Source organism: Thiorhodovibrio winogradskyi, assembly GCF_036208045.1.
GTDB classification, from domain to species: Bacteria; Pseudomonadota; Gammaproteobacteria; order Chromatiales; family Chromatiaceae; genus Thiorhodovibrio; species Thiorhodovibrio winogradskyi.
On record NZ_CP121472.1, the window covers coordinates 4,930,878 to 4,948,927 of the forward strand.

At 63.6% G+C, this 18,050-nt stretch carries 17 protein-coding genes; 7 read left to right on the plus strand and 10 right to left on the minus strand.

Going from position 1 to position 18,050, the window contains the following annotated elements; genetic code table 11:
* Positions 1-74: 74 nt before the first annotated feature.
* The 8 genes from Thiowin_RS22830 to Thiowin_RS22865 form a co-directional block, all read right to left on the minus strand.
* The gene (locus Thiowin_RS22830; protein WP_328985265.1) at positions 75-1,142 is read right to left on the minus strand and encodes a V0D/AC39 family V-type ATPase subunit; all 1,068 of its coding nucleotides are present in this window, start codon (positions 1,140-1,142) and stop codon (positions 75-77) included.
* 31 nt (positions 1,143-1,173) lie between these two features.
* The gene (locus Thiowin_RS22835; protein WP_328985266.1) at positions 1,174-1,491 is read right to left on the minus strand and encodes an ATPase; all 318 of its coding nucleotides are present in this window, start codon (positions 1,489-1,491) and stop codon (positions 1,174-1,176) included.
* Between the two features lie 70 nt (positions 1,492-1,561).
* On the minus strand, positions 1,562-2,329 hold the full coding sequence (locus Thiowin_RS22840) for an MlaA family lipoprotein (protein ID WP_328985267.1): 768 nt from the start codon (positions 2,327-2,329) through the stop codon (positions 1,562-1,564).
* A 181-nt stretch (positions 2,330-2,510) separates the two neighbouring features.
* Entirely contained in the window at positions 2,511-3,101 is a 591-nt protein-coding gene (locus tag Thiowin_RS22845) for a DUF302 domain-containing protein (RefSeq protein ID WP_328985268.1), read from the minus strand.
* Positions 3,094-4,008, minus strand: coding sequence for a hydrogenase nickel incorporation protein HypB (gene hypB, locus Thiowin_RS22850; RefSeq protein WP_328985269.1), 915 nt, complete (start codon positions 4,006-4,008; stop codon positions 3,094-3,096). Before hypB ends, Thiowin_RS22845 begins: the two co-directional genes overlap by 8 nt.
* Before the next feature lie 149 nt (positions 4,009-4,157).
* Entirely contained in the window at positions 4,158-4,517 is a 360-nt protein-coding gene (locus Thiowin_RS22855) for a hypothetical protein (protein WP_328985270.1), read from the minus strand.
* Positions 4,514-5,575 carry a hypothetical protein gene (locus Thiowin_RS22860; RefSeq protein ID WP_328985271.1) on the minus strand — a complete coding sequence of 354 codons (1,062 nt, stop codon included), beginning with the start codon at positions 5,573-5,575 and terminating at the stop codon, positions 4,514-4,516. The genes Thiowin_RS22855 and Thiowin_RS22860 overlap by 4 nt, the downstream gene beginning before the upstream one ends.
* Before the next feature lie 287 nt (positions 5,576-5,862).
* Positions 5,863-7,476, minus strand: coding sequence for an IS1634 family transposase (locus Thiowin_RS22865; protein WP_328985272.1), 1,614 nt, complete (start codon positions 7,474-7,476; stop codon positions 5,863-5,865).
* Here Thiowin_RS22865 and Thiowin_RS22870 point away from each other — a divergent pair.
* Genes Thiowin_RS22870 through Thiowin_RS22880 form a run of 3 tightly spaced genes read left to right on the plus strand, consistent with a single transcriptional unit; the run spans position 7,463 to position 8,960 of the window.
* On the plus strand, positions 7,463-8,215 hold the full coding sequence (locus Thiowin_RS22870; protein ID WP_328985273.1) for a DUF4915 domain-containing protein: 753 nt from the start codon (positions 7,463-7,465) through the stop codon (positions 8,213-8,215). The genes Thiowin_RS22865 and Thiowin_RS22870 overlap by 14 nt on opposite strands.
* The gene (locus Thiowin_RS22875) at positions 8,106-8,615 is read left to right on the plus strand and encodes a hypothetical protein (protein ID WP_328985274.1); all 510 of its coding nucleotides are present in this window, start codon (positions 8,106-8,108) and stop codon (positions 8,613-8,615) included. The genes Thiowin_RS22870 and Thiowin_RS22875 overlap by 110 nt, the downstream gene beginning before the upstream one ends.
* 21 nt (positions 8,616-8,636) lie before the next feature.
* On the plus strand, positions 8,637-8,960 hold the full coding sequence (locus tag Thiowin_RS22880; RefSeq protein WP_328985275.1) for a DUF4214 domain-containing protein: 324 nt from the start codon (positions 8,637-8,639) through the stop codon (positions 8,958-8,960).
* A gap of 152 nt (positions 8,961-9,112) precedes the next feature.
* On the opposite strand, the gene Thiowin_RS22885 is transcribed toward Thiowin_RS22880, so the two are convergent.
* A complete protein-coding gene (locus Thiowin_RS22885) occupies positions 9,113-10,180 on the minus strand; it encodes a P-loop NTPase family protein (protein WP_328985276.1) in 1,068 nt (355 codons plus the stop codon).
* Positions 10,137-10,772 (minus strand): AAA family ATPase, encoded by a 636-nt coding sequence (locus Thiowin_RS22890; RefSeq protein WP_328985277.1) that lies wholly within the window; start codon positions 10,770-10,772, stop codon positions 10,137-10,139. The genes Thiowin_RS22885 and Thiowin_RS22890 overlap by 44 nt, the downstream gene beginning before the upstream one ends.
* 91 nt (positions 10,773-10,863) lie before the next feature.
* Here Thiowin_RS22890 and Thiowin_RS22895 point away from each other — a divergent pair, with 91 nt between their 5' ends.
* The 4 genes from Thiowin_RS22895 to Thiowin_RS22910 all read left to right on the plus strand — a co-directional run bounded on the left by Thiowin_RS22895 (position 10,864) and on the right by Thiowin_RS22910 (position 18,023).
* The gene (locus Thiowin_RS22895) at positions 10,864-12,900 is read left to right on the plus strand and encodes a sensor histidine kinase (RefSeq protein WP_328985278.1); all 2,037 of its coding nucleotides are present in this window, start codon (positions 10,864-10,866) and stop codon (positions 12,898-12,900) included.
* Between the two features lie 30 nt (positions 12,901-12,930).
* A complete protein-coding gene (locus tag Thiowin_RS22900) occupies positions 12,931-13,662 on the plus strand; it encodes a response regulator transcription factor (protein ID WP_328985279.1) in 732 nt (243 codons plus the stop codon).
* 142 nt (positions 13,663-13,804) lie between these two features.
* Positions 13,805-15,949: an O-linked N-acetylglucosamine transferase, SPINDLY family protein gene (locus Thiowin_RS22905; protein WP_328985281.1), complete on the plus strand. Its 2,145-nt coding sequence runs from the start codon at positions 13,805-13,807 to the stop codon at positions 15,947-15,949.
* Positions 15,950-15,971: 22 nt separating this feature from the next.
* On the plus strand, positions 15,972-18,023 hold the full coding sequence (locus Thiowin_RS22910) for a TIGR03032 family protein (RefSeq protein ID WP_328985282.1): 2,052 nt from the start codon (positions 15,972-15,974) through the stop codon (positions 18,021-18,023).
* Positions 18,024-18,050: the final 27 nt, after the last annotated feature.

Genomic DNA, 18,050 nt, shown 5'->3' on the forward strand with positions numbered 1-18,050 from the left:
ATCATGGGTGGTTCGCGCGGGCGGGATTAAAAAAACGAGAAGTCATGGGCGATCACTTGAGGTTGGTGCCAGCATCAGGCCGCTGCCGCCAGAGCGCCACCCCCATTGGCTGCTCCAAAAGCGTGCGGATCAACCGCGCTTTTAATCACATCCGGCGGCAACCCGAGGAGTCCACCCTGCAGGAGCGCAAAGAGTAACATCAGATCCATTTCGCGCAGCATCAAATAGGCCAAGGCGCGGGCCACGCCGGAGGCGCTTTGGGTCAGGATATGGCGCGTTTCCTCGGCCTGATGGGCAACGGCACGACGCTGAACCTCCAGGAGATCCCCGGCATCGGCCATGCGCGCGGCCAGCGGCTCCGGCAGGGCGTCGAGCAGTTGACGCAGGTTCTCATGGTTGACCAACGCGAGCAGGCGCTCGCGATGCAGCAGGCGCGGCGAGGGCACCAGCTGATAGAAGGTCTCGCTTGGTGAGAAGCCATAGGCAAAGCGAAAGCGTAGCATCCACATCAGATCGACACGGTCAAGCAACGCGCCCATGAGCCGCCGCAGAGGTTGCAGACTGGCACCCTGAAACCGCATGGTCTGGCGTACCAGATCGTTGTAGTACTGCTGATCGATGGCGGCTTCCAAGGCGAAGGGCTCGCGCTTTTGCTCATAGACCTCGCGCGCCTGGCGGGCGAGCAGACTGAAGGGGCCGCGTTCAAGCACGCGCAGCAGCTCCAGCACATTCTCGGTTCGGAAGAGCTCATCACGTGCCAGGCGCAGGCCAGGTGGCAGGTCGTAGAGATCCTTGCGTATCTCGCCAGGGTCGAGATGGTAGAGTTTGCCGCGGATTAGGGTTTTTAGGTTAAAGAGCGCATAACGCCGTGCCCAACTCAGCAGCAGGGCGCGCTCGGCCGGATTCATCGGGCGGATCAGCACGGCGACATCGGCGAGCAAGGTCTGCATCAGCGCCTGCTCGACCGCGCGCGCCTTGGCGTGGGCGGAGAGCTGATCCTCGATCACCGACTGCAGCCCCAGGCGCTCGGCCAGTTCCGGCAGTGCGAGTCCCAGCAGGGCATTGGCCCGATCAGGATTCAGCAGCCGGGCGCTCATGACCGAGACCCGAGTGTTGAGATAGGCGTGCGCGGCGGCGCTCATGCGAGTGGCGGCGGTGCGAGAGGTGATGTGCTCACAGGCGGGTGTCTATGAGCAGCGCGAAAGCCGCTTCCAGCGCTTCGTCCTCGCGCTGCTCGGCCATGTCGCGTAATTGGATGTGGCGTTCGTCGTAGCGGCGGCGCAGTTCCGCCACCGTTTGTCCGGCGCGCTCATCGGCTTTGTCGATCTGACCGCGGTGGAGTTCGGGAATGGAGGCGCGGAAACGCTCCTCGGCGAGACGAGCGTCCTGCATCGCCCGCTGGATCACGCGCTCTTGTTCGCGCTCGGCGTCCTGGGCGATTTTCTCGGCGCGCACTTCGGCGTCGAGCAAGCGTTTGAGGGTGTCGTCCATTGCTATTGGTTCTCGTTGGAGATCGCGCGCGTACTCTATAAGGCTAATCGGTTGGGCTGGTCGCGTGGCCCTAGTCGGCAAAGTCCAAATCCCAGGCCTCTGGGTCGATCACGTCATCGCTCGGATCACCGTCCCTGACCTGGTTGGCGCGGCGTTGCAGGTAGGCGTCGCGAACAAAGCTGTAGCGGTCGATGGCTGCTTCATTGAAAATCGCGCTTGCGGTCAGTAACCCTGCCCGTTTGTCGATGACTCGCACCGCGATAAAGCCCCAGTAAATCTCGTTTTTGTTGATGCTGTAGAAAGGATCGACGGCCACATCGCCAGCAAAGCCAAGGGTGTCGCGCACTGTGCTGGGCCCTATGATTGGCATGACGAAATAGGGTCCATTGGCAAAGCCCCAGTAGCCGAGCGTCTGGCCGAAGTCCTCCTTGTAGCTGGGGATGCCAAGGTTGGTGGCGACATCGAAGATGCCAAGCACGCCAACAGTGGAATTGACCAGAATCCGGCCCACATCGCTGCCGGTGCGCGAAACCTTGAACTGCAGCAGATTGTTCACTGCCGAGGTGAGGTCGGCGATGTTGTCGAAAAAGTTGGTCACGCCGCGGTTGACAGGCTCCGGAGTGACCTTCTGGTAGGCCTGCGCCGTGGGTTTGATGAAGGCGTTGTCAAAGTCGGTATTGAACTTGAACATGGCTCGGTTGTAGGGCTGCCAGGGGTCGCGCGGGTCGCCGTATTCCTGAGGCATGGTGGCGCAGCCGGTAGCGGCCAAGGCGGCCAGGATCACGCCCAGCTTGACGATGGGCTTGATGGTGGCCGATTGGTATCTGCTCTGTTTCATACCCTAGGATCCCCGAGTCCATCGCGCGCGGTCGACGGTGTCGCCACGGTTTTTCAATGCGGGCATATTAGCACAGCTCCCACTCGGGCCAAGACGCTCGTGCATTGCGGTTGCCACCTGTCGTGACTGCCAGCCATGCTTGCATGCTGTGTTCACCAAGTCCAATTCATCCTGTGCTGAACTACCAGCTCACTGCTTGCTCGGCAATCTCCTGAAGCATCTGGGCCACCTCGGGCATGACCTCGCTGTTGGCCAGTTCATCGGCGCCAAAGCGGCGGTGCGCAACCAGGGTCTTGTCGGGTTCATCGGGCAAGCTGTATACCGCGATGATGAAGGGACAGTTGACGATGCGCGAGGGATCCTCGGCGATCATCCGCCGCGACAGCACCGCGCTGCAGAACTCAACCGACCGCGCCTCGCCGAACAGTGCCCCATCCATGGCGAGGTCGGCGCCGGTGCGCTCGAGCATCTCGTTCATGTGCATGATGTTGTTAATCACAAGTCCGCGTTCCTCGATCGCCAGGCGCAGACCGTCCATCACCTCGGCAAAGGTGTTGTCGCTGACGTAAACCGCCGCCGCATCCTGCCTGGCAGGATCAGCTTGGGCATCATCCTCCGCCTGCGCTCCGACGCCAACCAGCATGAGCCCCATCACCACCAGGGCCGCCAGGGACAACCCCGGGTGCAGTACCACAGGCGACCTCGGCTTTGCGGCAAGTCCTCCCAAGCGCGATACCAGCGACGCGAACGCGATTAACTTTGCATTAGTCATGGTGCGAATGTCCCTGTGCATGATGGTGGGCCTGCCGATGGACCCCTTGATGCATCGGCCCCTGGTGATGCGGATCTTGATGCTGTCCGTGGTGATGGTGATGGTGATGGTGATGATGATCCGGGAGTTCGTTGGTCTCCTCCAGTGCTTGGGCCCGCGCCTGAACCAGCGCCAGTTCCGCGCGCAGCCAGTCGAGCCAGGCGGAGATGCCGGCTCCCGCGCCGCGTGCCGCCGTGTGCAGGAATGGCGCCTCGCTGGCGAGTTGGCGCAGATAACGCTCGGCCCGTTCCGGCGAGAAATCCGTCAGTACCGGCAGCAGGTCGGTCTTGGTCAGCAGCACCAGCTCGGCTGCGCGGAACATGACCGGATATTTTGCCGGCTTGTCATCGCCCTCGGGCACGGACAGCAGCGCGACTTGCCGATGCTGCCCCAGATCAAAGCTGGCCGGGCAAACCAGATTGCCGACGTTCTCGATAAACAGCAGATCAAGTTGCTCGAGGTCGAGCCGGTGCAGGGCATCGTGCACCAGATGGGCATCGAGATGGCAGGCACTGCCGGTGGCGATCTGCACCGCCGGCACGCCATGAGCGCGAATCCGCTCGGCGTCGTTTTCGGTCTCCAGATCGCCCTCGATCACGGCGATGCGCGCCTCTTTGGCGAGCGCATCGATGGTGGCCTCGAGCAGGCTGGTTTTGCCGGCGCCGGGCGAGGACATCAGATTGATGGCCAGGACCCCATGGGCATTGAAGTGCTGGCGGTTGTGCGCGGCCTGATGATTATTCTCGCCAAGCAGATTGCGCAGCACCTCGACGCTGGCCTGGCCATTGGACGCGTGCGCATGGCGACCTTCGCCGATCACCAGATGCGCGTTGCCGGGTGTGATGTTACAGCCGCAGGTATTGCACATGGTCTTTCGGGCCTCCGCGAGTGGTGGTCGCCCGCGCACTTGTCGCGAGAGACCGAAATGGGTGAAGCCTATTGGCTAGGCTAGAAGCTTAGTATAGCAGCCCAATCTCCGGGGCCGAGCCCCAACCGCGGCGACCGGGTCGATGGCGCCTAGGGCGTCTTGGTGCGGTCGAGCGCGCCGAGAAGATACACAATGACTCCGGGATGGGCGCGTCCCTGGGCGTCCCGGCGCACGTCCTGCACGCCAAAAGGAGGCGCCAGGCTAGCAATCACCGGCGGATGTTCGGGATCGAGCGCCGCGCCGATGCACTCAACGCCGTGCGGCTGGCGGGCGGCAAAGTCGATGCGATTGCAGTCGGTGATGGTCAATGCGATGCAGCGGCCCTCGGCATTCAGCCGCTTGTCCAGGGCGAGCATGGAGGTGTTCTTGCCGGTCTGGCGCGGGGCGCGCAGGAGGAAGTAGTACGCACCGCCGCAGACCGCACTGTGGACATCACCGCGCCAAGTCAACCGCCGCGGCTGTCCTCCGGATCAATCCCCGCCTGTTGCAGCAGGGCGCGTAAGTGGTCGTTCTGGGCCTGCTGCTGCTCGGCCCGGGCTTGGGCTTCGTTGGCTTGCTCGCGCGCTTGTTCCTTTTCCAAGCGCTCCAGCTCCGCCTGAGCCCGAGCCTGCTCCGCCTGAGCCCGAGCCTGCTCCGTCTGAGCCCGAGCCTGCTCCGCCTGAGCCCGAGCCTGCTCCGTCTGAGCCCGAGCCTGCTCCGCCTGAGCCCGAGCCTGCTCGGCGTGTCGTCGCAGTCGCTCCTGGGCGCGCTCATGCTCTTGCAGTTCCTGCAAAATTTCATCCTCCAATTCCATCACCTCGGCAATCTCCGGTTCGGCGCGCGCGCGTTGCAGGCGTCGAACGAGCGGGCGATAGCGGGGCGGCACCTCGGCCTCGTCGAGTGCGAGTACGTGCTTGTCACCAATGATTAACCCCTGATCAAAGATTTGCAGCATGCGTTCAACCTCGGTGCGCCGCTCGCGGTGTAGCTCCGGGATCTGAATGATGTAGCTGTCGTGGGTCAGCCCTTCGATGAAGGGTTCTTTCTCCGCGAGTGGCTCGCCGGTGGTGAGATCGACGATATCGCGGCGCACGCGAATCACCGGGGCGCGACTGTGTTCCAGGCGATGTCCGAGGAAATAGATGGTCAGCAGGGGCAGACCCTGGCGTACCTTGCGGTCCTGGATCTGATCGAGGGTGACCAGGCGGGTGTTGTCGGGATCGCTGTACTGGCTACCAAGGTAACGGCGAAAGCGCATGATGTCGGTCGGGAACTTGGCCTTTTGCAGCTCGATCAGCACCTGGCGCTCCTCGCCTTCGGTATTGCGAATGCGCGCGGCGAAGTCCATGCGATAGACGGTCAGAAAGCGCTCGCCACCGACGTCGATCTTGTGACTGCGCTCTTGCGGGCGAAACTCGAGCGCGAGAATGTCCTCGCCAATAATGGTGCCTATCAACAGCTTTGCGCTCTCATTGTCCTCAAGCAAGAACTTAAAGACCACATCGTAAATGGGATTGGCAATCTGCATGACGGGGACGACTCCCTGTTGAGAAAGGCGGTGTGCGACAGTGGGCGAATAATAAATCAACGCGCGCCGCAAATGCTCCAACCCAGGCGAAGATCGGGCGCGGTCACGTTTTCCCACCCGGTTTTCCCCACCCGGCTTCCCATGGCCCAAGCAAAGGGGTCGCTCCCCTTGTCAGCTTGGCACCAGGCTGTCAGTCGGTTGAATTAGTCTGACTTTCTTTTTACAGACCGACCGAAATCCCCCGCCACTACTGGGCTGGATGGCAATTTCGGATTTCACGCGGGTGGCTACATCGTGACTTGCAGGAGCTCCAGGATCTGTTCTTGCTCGGGTGTTGGAATGCTATTTTGATCGAACTCAGCGCCGTTGACCGCAATGCGATTGCACGTGATCTGCGCCAAGCTATCAATCACCCCACGGAATGTCCAGCGTCTGTCTTCGCCCTTGCCATCATTGGCAAATAACGGCGCGAGCCGTTGCTCCATGTGCCATTGCAGATAATAGGCCAGCATACAGAGAAAGACATGACTGCGAATCCGGTCATCGGTCTTGTGATAAACCGGGCGAATCTCCAGCTGCACGGTCTTGAGATTGCGAAAGGCGCGTTCGACAAAGGTGAGGCTCTTATAGGCGCGCACCACGTCCAAGGTCTTCATCTGCTCCTTGTCAACATCGCTTGTGATGACATAGCAGCCGTCGAAGCGCTTCTCGTGCTCCACCTTCTCGGTTTTAATCGACCAGGTCAGACGATGCTGGCAAGATTTTTCCTGTTGCGGGTCGGCCTCGATCGCCCATTGGATGAACTTTCCCATCTTGTATTTGGCCAGAACCTTGCCGACACGCGCACCGAGCTTCTCAACGGTTGTGGCACGCTTGTAGGCCGCGATCTCCGTCAGGGTCTTAGTGGTGAGATCGAGCAGCCGTTGGCGCGTCTGCGACTCGCGTACAGCCGTCTGCGGGTTGCGACAGAGGCAGTAGCGGCGGGTCGGATCCTCAGGGTCACTGACCTCATGGATAGTGCGCTCATCGAACAGATCAAGGGTGATCACCTTGTTCTTCAGCAGCGTCATCATCTCACCGTGGGTCAGCGCGCCGATGGTTTGCAAGTCCTTCTCATCTTTGAGCTTGTCAATCGTGCCGCGGGTGACCATCCCGCGATCACCGACAAAGATGACCTTCTCAATGCCCCATGATCTTTTAAGGCAGGCTTTGATCTCATGCACTTTATCGACCACGGTGGTTTCATCCTTGGTATTGCCCGCGTAGACTTCCACGCCAACCGGGCAACCTTGGTCATTACAAATGAGCCCGACGACAATCTGCTCACGGCTTTTCTTGCCATCGCGGTGATAGCCAAAGGCGACCAGTTCGCTGTCTTTGTCGTCGCCTTCAAAATAAACGCTGGTGATATCGTAGAGGATCACCTGTCCATTGCGCAGATGACGCCCGGCCAGGGTTTTCTGAATGGCCTTTTGACGCTGTAACAGCCGGTCCATGGGTTCATAGCAGTGCGTATCAACCTTGGGGGCGTCATTAATTCCGCACAGTTCCCACAGGCAGGTATTGGGATGATGGTTGCATAAGGCGAGCTTGCTTCCGGCATGGACCAAGCGACCGACGATCATTGCCAGTGCGCTGCTGACCCAGGGTTCGCCACGCGAGTAGAGAATACGGTGCAAGCCCAGTTGTTTGGCAATGGCCAGGATGGCGTAGCTGGCGCCGTATTCGCGGCTGTTGAGAATCTGGAAGGCCTGCGGGTCATCGACGGGAACCACGCGCTCGCGGAACGCCAACTGCAGGAGTTTGAGTTGCTCCAGTGAACAACCGGTAATGCGCCCATGCTGGGTATGGCACATCTTGCCATGATCGCGAAAGGAGGTACGCAAAATGCCCACCGACATCCCCGCCGGCTGGCGCCAGCATCGCCAGGAGGGCGGGGTGGTGCTGCACCTGCCGAGCAACAGCATCGCCGCCAGCGGGCTATCGATGCCCCACTCGCCGCGCTGGTACCGCGAGCGCCTCTGGCTGCTCAACTCCGGCAGCGGCGAGCTGGGTTATCTGGATGGCGAACGCTTCGTCCCTGTCGCCTACGGCCCTGGCTTCGTGCGTGGTCTGGCCTTTCATGACCGCTTTGCCCTCATCGGCCTGTCGCAACTGCGCTCCACCAGCTTCGGCGGCCTGGCCCTGGAGCAGCGCCTGGCCGCCGACGGCCAGCAGGCCCAGTGCGGGCTGATGGTGGTGGATCTCGACCGCGGTGCGGTCATCCACTGGCTGCGTTTCGGCAATCTGGTCGAAGAGCTGTTCGATCTGGTGGTCATCCCCGCCGCCCGCCGCCCGCGCGCCCTCGGCCTGCAGGAGGATGACATCGAGCGCTTGGTCAGCTTCCCCGGCAGTAACGGCTTGGTCATCACCAAGCCCACCGTCAGGCGCCCCGGTCACACCCGAGCGCCGGTGGCCGGCCTGCCGCGCCCCGAGCCAGGCGCCCACCCCCGCCCCGGCCACCGAACTGTTCACCCATGCCGGCTATCGCGTGCTCGATGTCTATCAGCGCCAGAGCGCGCCGGAGCAAGCCGAGATCGTCGCCTTCTGGCTGGAGCAGCAACTGCTGCCGCCTGCGGAAGCGCAACGGCGTGTCGATGAGGTCTGCTTTCTGGTGCGTGCCGGCAGCGACGCCCTGGTGGGCATCGGCAGCCTCTACCCCGGCGAGCTGGCGGATAACGGGCAGGAGCGCCGCGTGCTCTATTACCGCAGCCATCTGCACCCGAGCGCCCGTGGTCATGTCCGCCTGGCGGTCGGCCTGCTGCAAGCCATGCGCGCGCTGCTCGCCGACCCTCGGTTAGGCCGCGGCGGCGCGACCGCCATCGCCTTTGAAACCGAAAATCCCCGTTTGATGAGCCGCGCCTGGCGGCGCCTCTTTACTCGGCAGGGTTGGCGGCGAGTGGGCGCCAGCGCCTGCGGGCGCGACCTGTGGATATCAGAAAACATCCCGGGCGAGACGCCCGATCGCCGACCTTCGTCACGAATGAATCATGATTGCTAACTGAAGCCCAAGGGGATTCCCATGTCAACGCCCAACTTCCTCACTCCAACCACCAACCACTTCTTGCTGGAGCTGGCCAACAGTGCCGAATACCAGGCCATCAGTGCCGAGGCGGTGATGCTGGATCTGTTCTACGTCGGGCTGCTCAATCGCGCCCCGGGTGCCGAGGGCTACGCCTATTGGCAGGAGGAACTGGCTGATGCCGACACGCCGCTGACCTATTTCGATGTGTTCCTGTCCAGCCAGGAGTACCAGGATCGGTTCTTGCCGACGGATGAGGAGACAGCCGCCCTGAATTTGGTCGGCGTTGCAGCGGCGCATGGCGGGGATTGGGGAGGGAGCTAATCGCCATCAGGCGGTGGGGCGGTTTGGGGTGCTGCGCCACACCAAGCGCTCAAATCCCAGCGCCACCACCGCATGGGTGTGCAGGCGCAGGCGCACGCCATAGGCCTGTTCCAGCCCCTGGCGGTAGCGGGTCAGTTGGGCTTCGGCAGTGTTCAGGGCGGCAGCGACAGCGGCAGAGCGGCCAGTTCTTCCCGCGACTGTTCCCGCAGCCGCTCCGCCGCTTGTCCGAGGTCGTGCAGGCTCAGATACTTGAACTCCAGCAGATGATCCAGCAGCGCGAAGCGGCGCATTTCTTCCCGCACCATCAGGGATAAATCAGCATGACCGCGATGGATCGCCGTTTCTGAGTCCATCACATAGAAAATATCGGCGAACAGGGCGACCAGGAACACGGTCTTCACCGTCAGCTCATTCGACCAGCGATAATCCCGATTGTCGAAGACCCGCAGGTGATGCGTCTCCAGCACTTCAATCAGCGGGGCGAGGTCGCCATTGGTGTAAAAGCCCTCAGCAGCGGCGCGCAGGCTTTCGCGATCGGGGTACTCAGGGAAAAGCTGATCGCGAAACTTCTCGACATAGAGCTTGCGGATGACCAGGTTGGGAATCCCCAGCACCAGCCGCCCCATGGCATCCTGATCCTTGAGCGTGAGCGCGCCGAGAAAATACAGCAGCGATCCCAGAAAAGGCGCGTCCTTCGGCGCCCGGCGCATGTCATCGACGCCAAAGCGATGGGCGAGACTCGCAATCAGCGGCGGATGCTCGGGATCCAGTGCGGCGCCGATCAGCTCGGCCCCAGGCGGCTGGTGGGCAACGAAGTCGATGCGATTGCGATCCATCGCCAGGTTACTGTCGAGCATCTCGCGTGGGGGTGCTTCGGTGGTGGCCAGATGCTTGAAGAAGTAGAGCGCGAGCGTTGGATTGTAGAGCCCCGGCACGGGCTCGTAGCCGAAGCGATAGCCGTTGTACCAGGTACGCATGGTCTGCAACATGCGCACCGACCAGTCATGGTGGCATTGTCGCTCGGCGGCCAATTGTTCGAGCACGGCGGCGACTTCCGTCTCGGTAAAGCCGCACAGGTCGATAAAGCGCGCATCCAGGCTGATGTCTTCCGAGACGTTGTAGCCACTGGAGATATCCGCCAACACCACTGGAGATACCCCGGTGATGAACACCCGATCAATGCCCGCGCCCGAGGCGAGGGATTTGACCGCCTTGAACACGGTTTTGAGCAGCCCTTCCCCGGAAACCAAAGCCGCATAATCGGCCCGGCGTCCCTGCATGAGTTTCGTTGGCGAAGTTGTCGTATTCGTCGATCAGCAGATAGAGATCATGGCCTTGGGCGCGGGCGGCGTTGACCGCCGAGACCAGGGCAATGAGACCGTTGTCTTTGGAGAATCCAAATCCCGGGCTGTCGAGTGCGATAGCGCCAAGGTGCTTGGCGTAATGCAGAAAGAAACTTTTAACCTGGTGATTGAGATGATCGTGCAAGGCTTGGCGGATCTCAGCTAAATTGCCGCTGGCATCGACCATGGAAAAATCCCAGCGCAGCACGAAATAGCTGTTGCGGTGCGCGGTCGGCTCACAGCCAATGGCAAGCGACCCAAACAGCGCTTCGAATTCCCCGGCCCGCGCCAGGTCGTAGTAATTCTCCAGGGTGGTCAGCCAAGCGGTTTTGCCGAAACGCCGGGGGCGCAGGAACAGAATCTGATCGCCGACATTTTCGAGCGTGCGAATGCGCGCCGTGCGATCCGCATAATTGTAGCCATTGGTAATGATTTTGTGAAAATCCGCGGTACCGTAGGGAAATTTCATGGCCAATCCTGTGAACGGACAATCTCTGCGAACGGACAATCAAGTCATTTGTATAAACAAGCCTGCAATCCAGGGCCGAACCACCAACCCAATGTCTGATGCCTACAACGACAGTCCCCGCAAATCCGCGGCGGCGCGGCTGCTGTTTGTTCTGATCGGTCTGCTGCTGACCGCACCGGTGCAGGCGCGGGCGCAACCCCAGCACCAGTTCGCCATCAACCTCGCCACCCTGCCGCAATCGCTCGCCGGTCACCTGCACTTCCTCGATGACCCCGAGGGCACGCAGACCTTCGCCGCGGTCCTGCGCGCCTGGCAGCAGGGGCAATTCCAATCCCTCCCCGGTCATCTCGGGCGGGGCTATACCGACGGGGTCAGTTGGCTCGCCTTGCGCTTGACCAACCCCAGCGAGACGCCCCAGGACGCGGAACTCCGCCTCAATCCGTCGTACCTCAATGAGGTCGATATCTACGTTCAGCAGGGCGGCGATGATCAGCGGCCTGCTGACTATCGGACGGTGTCTCTCGGCGATCATGCCCCGGTGTTGGAGATGCCGCTGATCGCGCCGGCCATGCGCCTGCCCCTGCACCTGCCGCCCCATGGCCAGCAGCTGATTTTCATCCGGGTGCGCACCACCAGCAGCCACAGCCTGCACGGGGACGTGCTGAGCGTGCGGGATGCCAACCGCGCCAGCCAACAGCACATTGCCATACACAGTGCCTACCTGGGCGTGGCCATCAGCCTGGCGATTATCAACCTGCTGCTGGCTAAGCGGCTGCGCAGCTGGGTGCATCTGCTCTACGGCAGTTATCTGTTGAGCCTGTTTCTCAGTTCCTTCGGTCATTTCGGCCTGTTGCGGCTGTTCTGGCCTGCACAGACCCATCACCTGTCTGACGTGCTGGTCGGCTCGAGTTTTGGGCTGGGGGTGACCCTGATCAGCGGTTTTGGCATCGCCTTGTTCGACACCCGTCGCTTTCATCCCTGGGTACACCGCTTCCTGCACTTGGAGATCGCGCTGGGGCTGGTCACGGTGCTGGTGTCCGCCTCCCGTTTCTATGGCCAGGTGGCGCAGGTGCTGGTGCTCACCGGGCTGGTCTTGGTTCTGATGCTGCCCTGGCTGGCCTGGCAGATGATTCGCCGGGGTGAAGTCGCCCAGGGGCGGCTGTTTCTGTTGGCCTTCAGCATGAGTGTCCTGGGCGCCGTCATCACCTTCGCCGGGTTGCTGGGGTTGATGCCGAGCGGGGCTGTCACCCACTATGCGCTCCATGCCACCTCGGTCATCCACATGATTGTGATGATGCGCGGGCTCTCCGAGCGCATTCTGGCGGCGGAAGCGGCCTTGCGCCTGGCGGCCCAACACGCCGAGTCCGATGCCTTGCGCCTGGCCGCGCGCATGACCGAGGATCTGGCGGAAAACCAGCGGGCGCTGGAGCAGGCGCTGGCCGCCGAGCGCCGCATTCGCGCCGAGCAGGCGCGCTTTATCGACACCATCAGCCACGAATACCGCACCCCGCTGTCGATCATCCGCACCCATCTCGATGTCCTCCATGCCAAGGGCGTGATTGGCGCACCACGCATGCAGGCGCTGGCCAACGCCTTAAAGCGGCTGAATGCCATCTTCGATCAAGCCCCGCAGGCGCACCGCTCCGGGCGCCCCCCGGAGCCCCAGATCCAGCCGGTGGCGCTGCCCCCGATCATCGAGGCGCTGCTCGGCGAACTGCGCCAACTGCATCCCAACCACCCGGTCGATGTCCAACCGGCCCCCGGTCCCGCGGTGGTGTTGGGGGATCCGACCCTCATTCGGATTGCGCTGCGCAATCTGCTCGAAAATGCGGCGAAATACCAGGTCCCCCAGCCGCAAGCCCCATTGATTCGTCTGCGGATCACCACCGACGCCCACCAGCTGATGCTGAGCCTGGGCAACCCCTGCGACCCGCACCTGCTGCCGCCGCGCGATCAGTTGTTTGAGCGTTTCGTGCGCGGGCGTTCGCGCACCCAGGGCGGCATCGGGCTGGGGCTATCGATCACCCGCGACCTGGTTGAGAACATGGGCGGCGAGATCCGCCTCCAGGACAGCCCGCCGGACTGGTTCGAGATCGCCCTGCGCCTGCCGCTGGCCGACAGCGGATAGATTTTGGAGACTTTTGTGGCGCACGCACCCATGCCTGACATTCCCATCCTGCTGGTCGAGGACGACCTTGACCTCTGCGAAGTGCTCTCTGAGTACCTGGAACTCCACGGTTACCAGGTCACCACCGCCAACAGTGGCCGCGACTTTTACCGCGCCCTCGATCTGGGTCACGCCTTCCAGGTCGCCATCATCGACCTGGGTCTGCCGGATCAACCCGGACAGGTGCTGGCCGAGTATGCGCGCCAGAACACCGCGATGTCGGTGGTGATCATCACCGCCAATGATGCGCTGGACAACCGCATCGGCGCCTTTCAGAGCGGGGTTGATCTGTTCATCGCCAAGCCCCTCGACACCCGCGAACTCCTCGCCGCCGTCAGTGCCATGGCCGCCCGCTACAGCGAGCGCCAGGCGTTGCAACCGGCCAACCCTCCGGCGCTTCCCGGCACCGGGGTCTGGCGCCTGAAACGCCCGCCGCGACAGTTGATCTCGCCCGCCGGCGGCGTGATGACGCTCACTCAGCGCGAAAGCGATATTGTCGCGCTGTTTGCGCGGGTCAAGGACGGCCATGTGGAGCGCCAGGCCATGCTGCAAGCCATCTACAACCGGGAAGACCGCGCTGCCCAGCGCGCCCTCGATAACCTCATCCGCCGTCTGCGCGTCAAGCTCGAAGCCGCCACCGGCCATCCCGCCCCCATCGTCACCGCCTATGGCCAGGGACACACCTTTAGTGAGCCACTGGTCATGGACTCAGCGGCGAAATGATAGAATTTGTGACATTTTTGCGGCTTTTTTGAGGGGTGACAGGACGGGAAATTCTGGCCAATACTCCGAGAGCAAGTGCGAGAGCCAGTGCGAGAGGCCACCCGCTTCTTAAATGCTGAACCAAACTGGACGCAGTTTACGCATGCCAACCGACTCATTGCCAAACACCTCTGTCGCCGTTGCTGACGCGCCACCATGGCCAGCGCCCGCTGAGGAGGCATTCCAAGCCGGTCGCCAAGCCCGTCAACGCGGCGATCAGGCTGCCGCGATCAAGCACTTCCGTGCGGTGCTTCGCGAGCAACCAGATCACATCCCGGCCCAGACGAATCTCGCCAATGCCCTGCAATCCATGGGCGAGATCGACGAGGCGCTGGTCATCGCGCAACAGACCATCGCCTTGGCCCCCAACAAAGCGGTGTTGCATTCCAACCTCGGTGGCCTCTGGCAGATCAAGGGCGATGTGGAGCAGGCCATCGCCGCCTACCAGCGCGCCATCGCACTCGACCCAAAGCTCCACCTCGCTCACGCCAACCTCGCCAAGGCGCTCACCGCCCAGGGCCAATTCCAGTCGGCGCAAGACGCCTACCAAGACGCCCTGCGTCTCAAGCCGTATCAGCCCGAATTGCATCTGGAGCTGGGGCAGCTCTATCAACGCTACGGTTTCGTGCCCCAGGCGGTCGAGCACTACCGGGTCTCGCTGCGCCTCGCCCCTAGCGCCCAGGCTTACAATGCCTTGGGCGCCGCGTTGCAGGATTGGGGCAACCTCAAGCAAGCCCAGCCGTGTTATCGCCGCGCCCTCAAGCTCAAGCCCGACTTCGACCTCCCCGCCCTCAACCTCGCCCAGATGCAGGAAAATCTCGGCGATTTGGAGGGTGCCAGTCGCTATTACCAGCACGCCCTGGCCACCGCGTCCGCGGACGCGCCCAACCGCACCAAGCTGCGCCTGCTGCTGGAGACCGTGCGCCGCAAGCAGGCCGATTGGGACGACTATCCTCAGCGTCTCGCCGCCCTGCGCGAAGCGCTGCAGCGCCACCTGCAACGCGAGCACGGCGAGCCCTTGCCCCTGGGCAACACGCTGGCCTTCGCGCTGCCGCCCGCCTGGCGGCGTGATCTAGCGGTCCAGTTCGCCCGTCAACAGGCCCAGCTGGCCGAGGCGCTGGCCACCCCGTTGCGCCATCCGCGCGAGCCGCGGCCCGCGCGGCTGCGCATCGGCTACCTATCGCCGGACTTCCGCTGCCACGCCGTCGGCACCCTGATCGCCGGGCTGTTCCAGTATCACCAGCGCCCCGACTTCGAGATCTTCGCCTACAGCCTGACCGCGGCGCAGGACGACTGGACCACACAGATCCGCCAGGGCTGCGACCACTTCCTGGATGTCTCCCAGCAGCCGGATCTGAGCATTGCCCAGCGCATCCACGCCGACGGCATCCACATTCTGATTGACCTGGCCGGCTACACCACGTACTGCCGTCCCTTGGTGCTTGCCCTGCGCCCGGCCCCGGTGCAGATCCAGTGGCTCGGCTACCCCGGCACCCTGGGCGCTGAGCATATCCCCTATCTTCTGGCCGATCGCCACCTGATCCCGGAGGAACAGGCCGCTCAGTATTCCGAAACCCTGCTCGAACTGCCCCACGCCTGGGGCACCACCCCCTGGACCAGTGACGCGCCGACGCCAGCGCGCGCCGCCTGCGGTCTGCCGGAGTCGGGCATGGTCTACTGCTGCTTCAACGGCGTGCACAAGATCGACCCTGAGGTGTTCGCGCTCTGGATGCGCATTCTCGCCCATGTGCCCGACAGTGTGCTCTGGCTGCTCGATGGCGGCGCGGGCGGCAGCAGCGCCCGCCTGCGCCAAGCCGCCGCTGCGGCCGGCATCGCCCCCGAGCGCCTGATCTTCGCCGACAAACGCCCGCACGCCGAGTATCTGGCCCGCTACCGCCTGGCCGATCTCTTTCTCGACACCCTGGCCTACAACGCCGGCGCCACCGCCGTCGGCGCCCTGGCCATGGGCCTGCCCCTGCTGACCTGTCCCGGCGCGCACTATGCCACCCGCATGGGCGCCAGCCTGTGCCACGCCGTGGGGCTGCCCGAGCTGATCTGCGCAACGCCCGAGGCCTACGTCGAGCAAGCCGTCGCCCTGGGGCGCGATCCCGAGCGGCTGGCCGCGCTCAAGGCGCGGCTGCAAGACCATCTGGCCAGCGCCCCGCTGTTCCAGCCCCAGGTCTTTGTCGCCAGCCTGGAGGGCGTCTATCGCAATCTCTGGCAGCGGCATGCGGCCATGACGGCCTGAACCCACCCGGAACCACCGCCCGATGAACGACAGCACGCCAACAACAGGCCCGGCCCTCGCCATCCACGCCGACGATGGCCTCTGGCACTGGCTCGCCGAGCAGAACATCAGCCTGGCGCTCACCACCTATCAGAGCAATCGGCTGTTCTTCATCGGCCGCAGTCAGGAGCCGGGTCGGCTGGCCGTCCAGGAGCGGCTGTTCGACAAGCCCATGGGGCTCGCCTGGCAGCCGGAGAGCGATAGCCTGACCCTGGGCTGTCGCTACCAGATTTGGCAACTCGCCAACCGCCTGCCCGCTGGCCAGACCCACGAGGACGGCGACCGCCTCTATGTGCCGCGCCAAGCCTGGATCACCGGCGATCTCAACGCCCACGACCTGGCCTTGGATGCCGAGGGCCGGCTGCTGTTTGTCAACACCGACTTCAGCTGTCTCGCCACCCTCGATCCCGACCACAGCTTCCGCCCCCTCTGGCAACCGCCCTTCATCAGCAAACTGGTGGCCGAAGACCGCTGCCACTTAAACGGCCTGGCGCTGCAAGACGGCGTTGCCACCTGGATGAGTGCGTGCAGCGCCACCGACACCCCCGCCGGCTGGCGCCAGCATCGCCACGACGGCGGGGTGGTGCTGCACCTGCCGAGCAACAGCATCGCCGCCAGCGGGCTATCGATGCCCCATTCGCCGCGCTGGTACCGCGACACCCTCTGGCTGCTCAACTCCGGCAGCGGCGAGCTGGGTTATCTCGACGGCGAACGCTTCGTCCCCGTCGCCTATGGCCCCGGCTTTGTGCGTGGTCTGGCCTTTCACGACCGCTTTGCCCTCATCGGCCTGTCGCAACTGCGCTCGACCAGCTTCGGCGGCTTGGCGCTGGAGCAGCGTCTGGCGGCCGACGGCCAACAGGCCCAGTGCGGGCTGATGGTGGTGGATCTCGACCGCGGTGAGGTCATCCACTGGCTGCGTTTCGGCAATCTGGTCGAAGAGCTGTTCGATCTGGTGGTCATCCCCGGCGCCCGCCGCCCGCGCGCCCTCGGCCTGCAGGAGGATGACATCGAACGCCTGGTGAGCTTTCCCGGAAGCGACGGCCTGGTCATCACCAAGCCCACCGTCAGGCGCCCCGGTCACACCCGAGCGCCGGTGGCCGGCCTGCCGCGCCCCGAGCCGGGCGGCCAGCCGGTGCTCTACCAAAGCGTCCACAACCTCACCCCCGACAACCTGCTGCCCTACGACCGCATGACCGCGCCGCCGCTGAGCCAACGCTGGGCCAGCCAGCCGCCGCGCGGCGAGCTGTTGGGGCTGTCCGCCGCCATTGCCGGCGAGCTGGTCGGCTTCGCCATCGCCGAGCGCTTTCAAGCCGCGGACGGCAGCCCTCAGGCCGAACTCATCTCCCTGTTCGTCGCCCCCGCTCAGCGGCGGCGCGGCATCGGCACCCGCCTGGTCGCCCGCCTGCGCCAACAGCTCGATGTGGCGCTCACCACCCCCTTGCTCCGCGCCCACCACGGCCAGGCCGTCGGCCAGCAGGCTGATCAGGCGCCCACCCCCGCCCCGGCCACCGAGCTGTTCACCCATGCCGGCTATCGCGTGCTCGATGTCTATCAGCGCCTGAGCGCGCCGGAGCAAGCCGAGAGCATCGCCTTCTGGCTGGAGCAGCAACTGCTGCCGCCTGCGGAAGCGCAACGGCGTGTCGGCGAGGTCTGCTTTCTGGTGCGTGCCGGCAGCGACGCCCTGGTGGGCATCGGCAGCCTCTACCCCGGCGAGCTGGCGGATAACGGGCAGGAGCGCCGCGTGCTCTACGGTCGAACCTATCTGCACCCGAGCGCCCGTGGTCATGTCCGCTTGTATCTCGGCCTGCTGCAAGCCGCACGTACACTGATAGCCGACCCTCGGCTGTGCCGCAGCGGCGCGACCGCCATCGCCTTCGAGACCGAAAACCCCCGTTTGATGAGCCGCGCCTGGCGGCGCTTCTTTACCCGGCAGGGTTGGCGGCGAGTGGGCGCCAGCGCCTGCGGTTGCGACCTCTGGATCGCCGAAGAGCGCGCGCGCGACGCCCCATCGCCAGCCCTCGTCATGGGTATATAACGAATCCGAATGATCGTTCGCTGAAAT

Coding starts and splice junctions, on each gene's coding strand:
- Thiowin_RS22830 (WP_328985265.1), bottom strand. CDS start 1,142: ATGAGCGCCGCCGCGCACGCCTATCTCAACACTCGGGTCTCGGTCATG.
- Thiowin_RS22835 (WP_328985266.1), bottom strand. CDS start 1,491: ATGGACGACACCCTCAAACGCTTGCTCGACGCCGAAGTGCGCGCCGAG.
- Thiowin_RS22840 (WP_328985267.1), bottom strand. CDS start 2,329: ATGAAACAGAGCAGATACCAATCGGCCACCATCAAGCCCATCGTCAAG.
- Thiowin_RS22845 (WP_328985268.1), bottom strand. CDS start 3,101: ATGACTAATGCAAAGTTAATCGCGTTCGCGTCGCTGGTATCGCGCTTG.
- hypB (WP_328985269.1), bottom strand. CDS start 4,008: ATGTGCAATACCTGCGGCTGTAACATCACACCCGGCAACGCGCATCTG.
- Thiowin_RS22860 (WP_328985271.1), bottom strand. CDS start 5,575: ATGCAGATTGCCAATCCCATTTACGATGTGGTCTTTAAGTTCTTGCTT.
- Thiowin_RS22870 (WP_328985273.1), top strand. CDS start 7,463: ATGCCCACCGACATCCCCGCCGGCTGGCGCCAGCATCGCCAGGAGGGC.
- Thiowin_RS22865 (WP_328985272.1), bottom strand. CDS start 7,476: ATGTCGGTGGGCATTTTGCGTACCTCCTTTCGCGATCATGGCAAGATG.
- Thiowin_RS22880 (WP_328985275.1), top strand. CDS start 8,637: ATGTCAACGCCCAACTTCCTCACTCCAACCACCAACCACTTCTTGCTG.
- Thiowin_RS22890 (WP_328985277.1), bottom strand. CDS start 10,772: ATGAAATTTCCCTACGGTACCGCGGATTTTCACAAAATCATTACCAAT.
- Thiowin_RS22895 (WP_328985278.1), top strand. CDS start 10,864: ATGTCTGATGCCTACAACGACAGTCCCCGCAAATCCGCGGCGGCGCGG.
- Thiowin_RS22900 (WP_328985279.1), top strand. CDS start 12,931: ATGCCTGACATTCCCATCCTGCTGGTCGAGGACGACCTTGACCTCTGC.
- Thiowin_RS22905 (WP_328985281.1), top strand. CDS start 13,805: ATGCCAACCGACTCATTGCCAAACACCTCTGTCGCCGTTGCTGACGCG.
- Thiowin_RS22910 (WP_328985282.1), top strand. CDS start 15,972: ATGAACGACAGCACGCCAACAACAGGCCCGGCCCTCGCCATCCACGCC.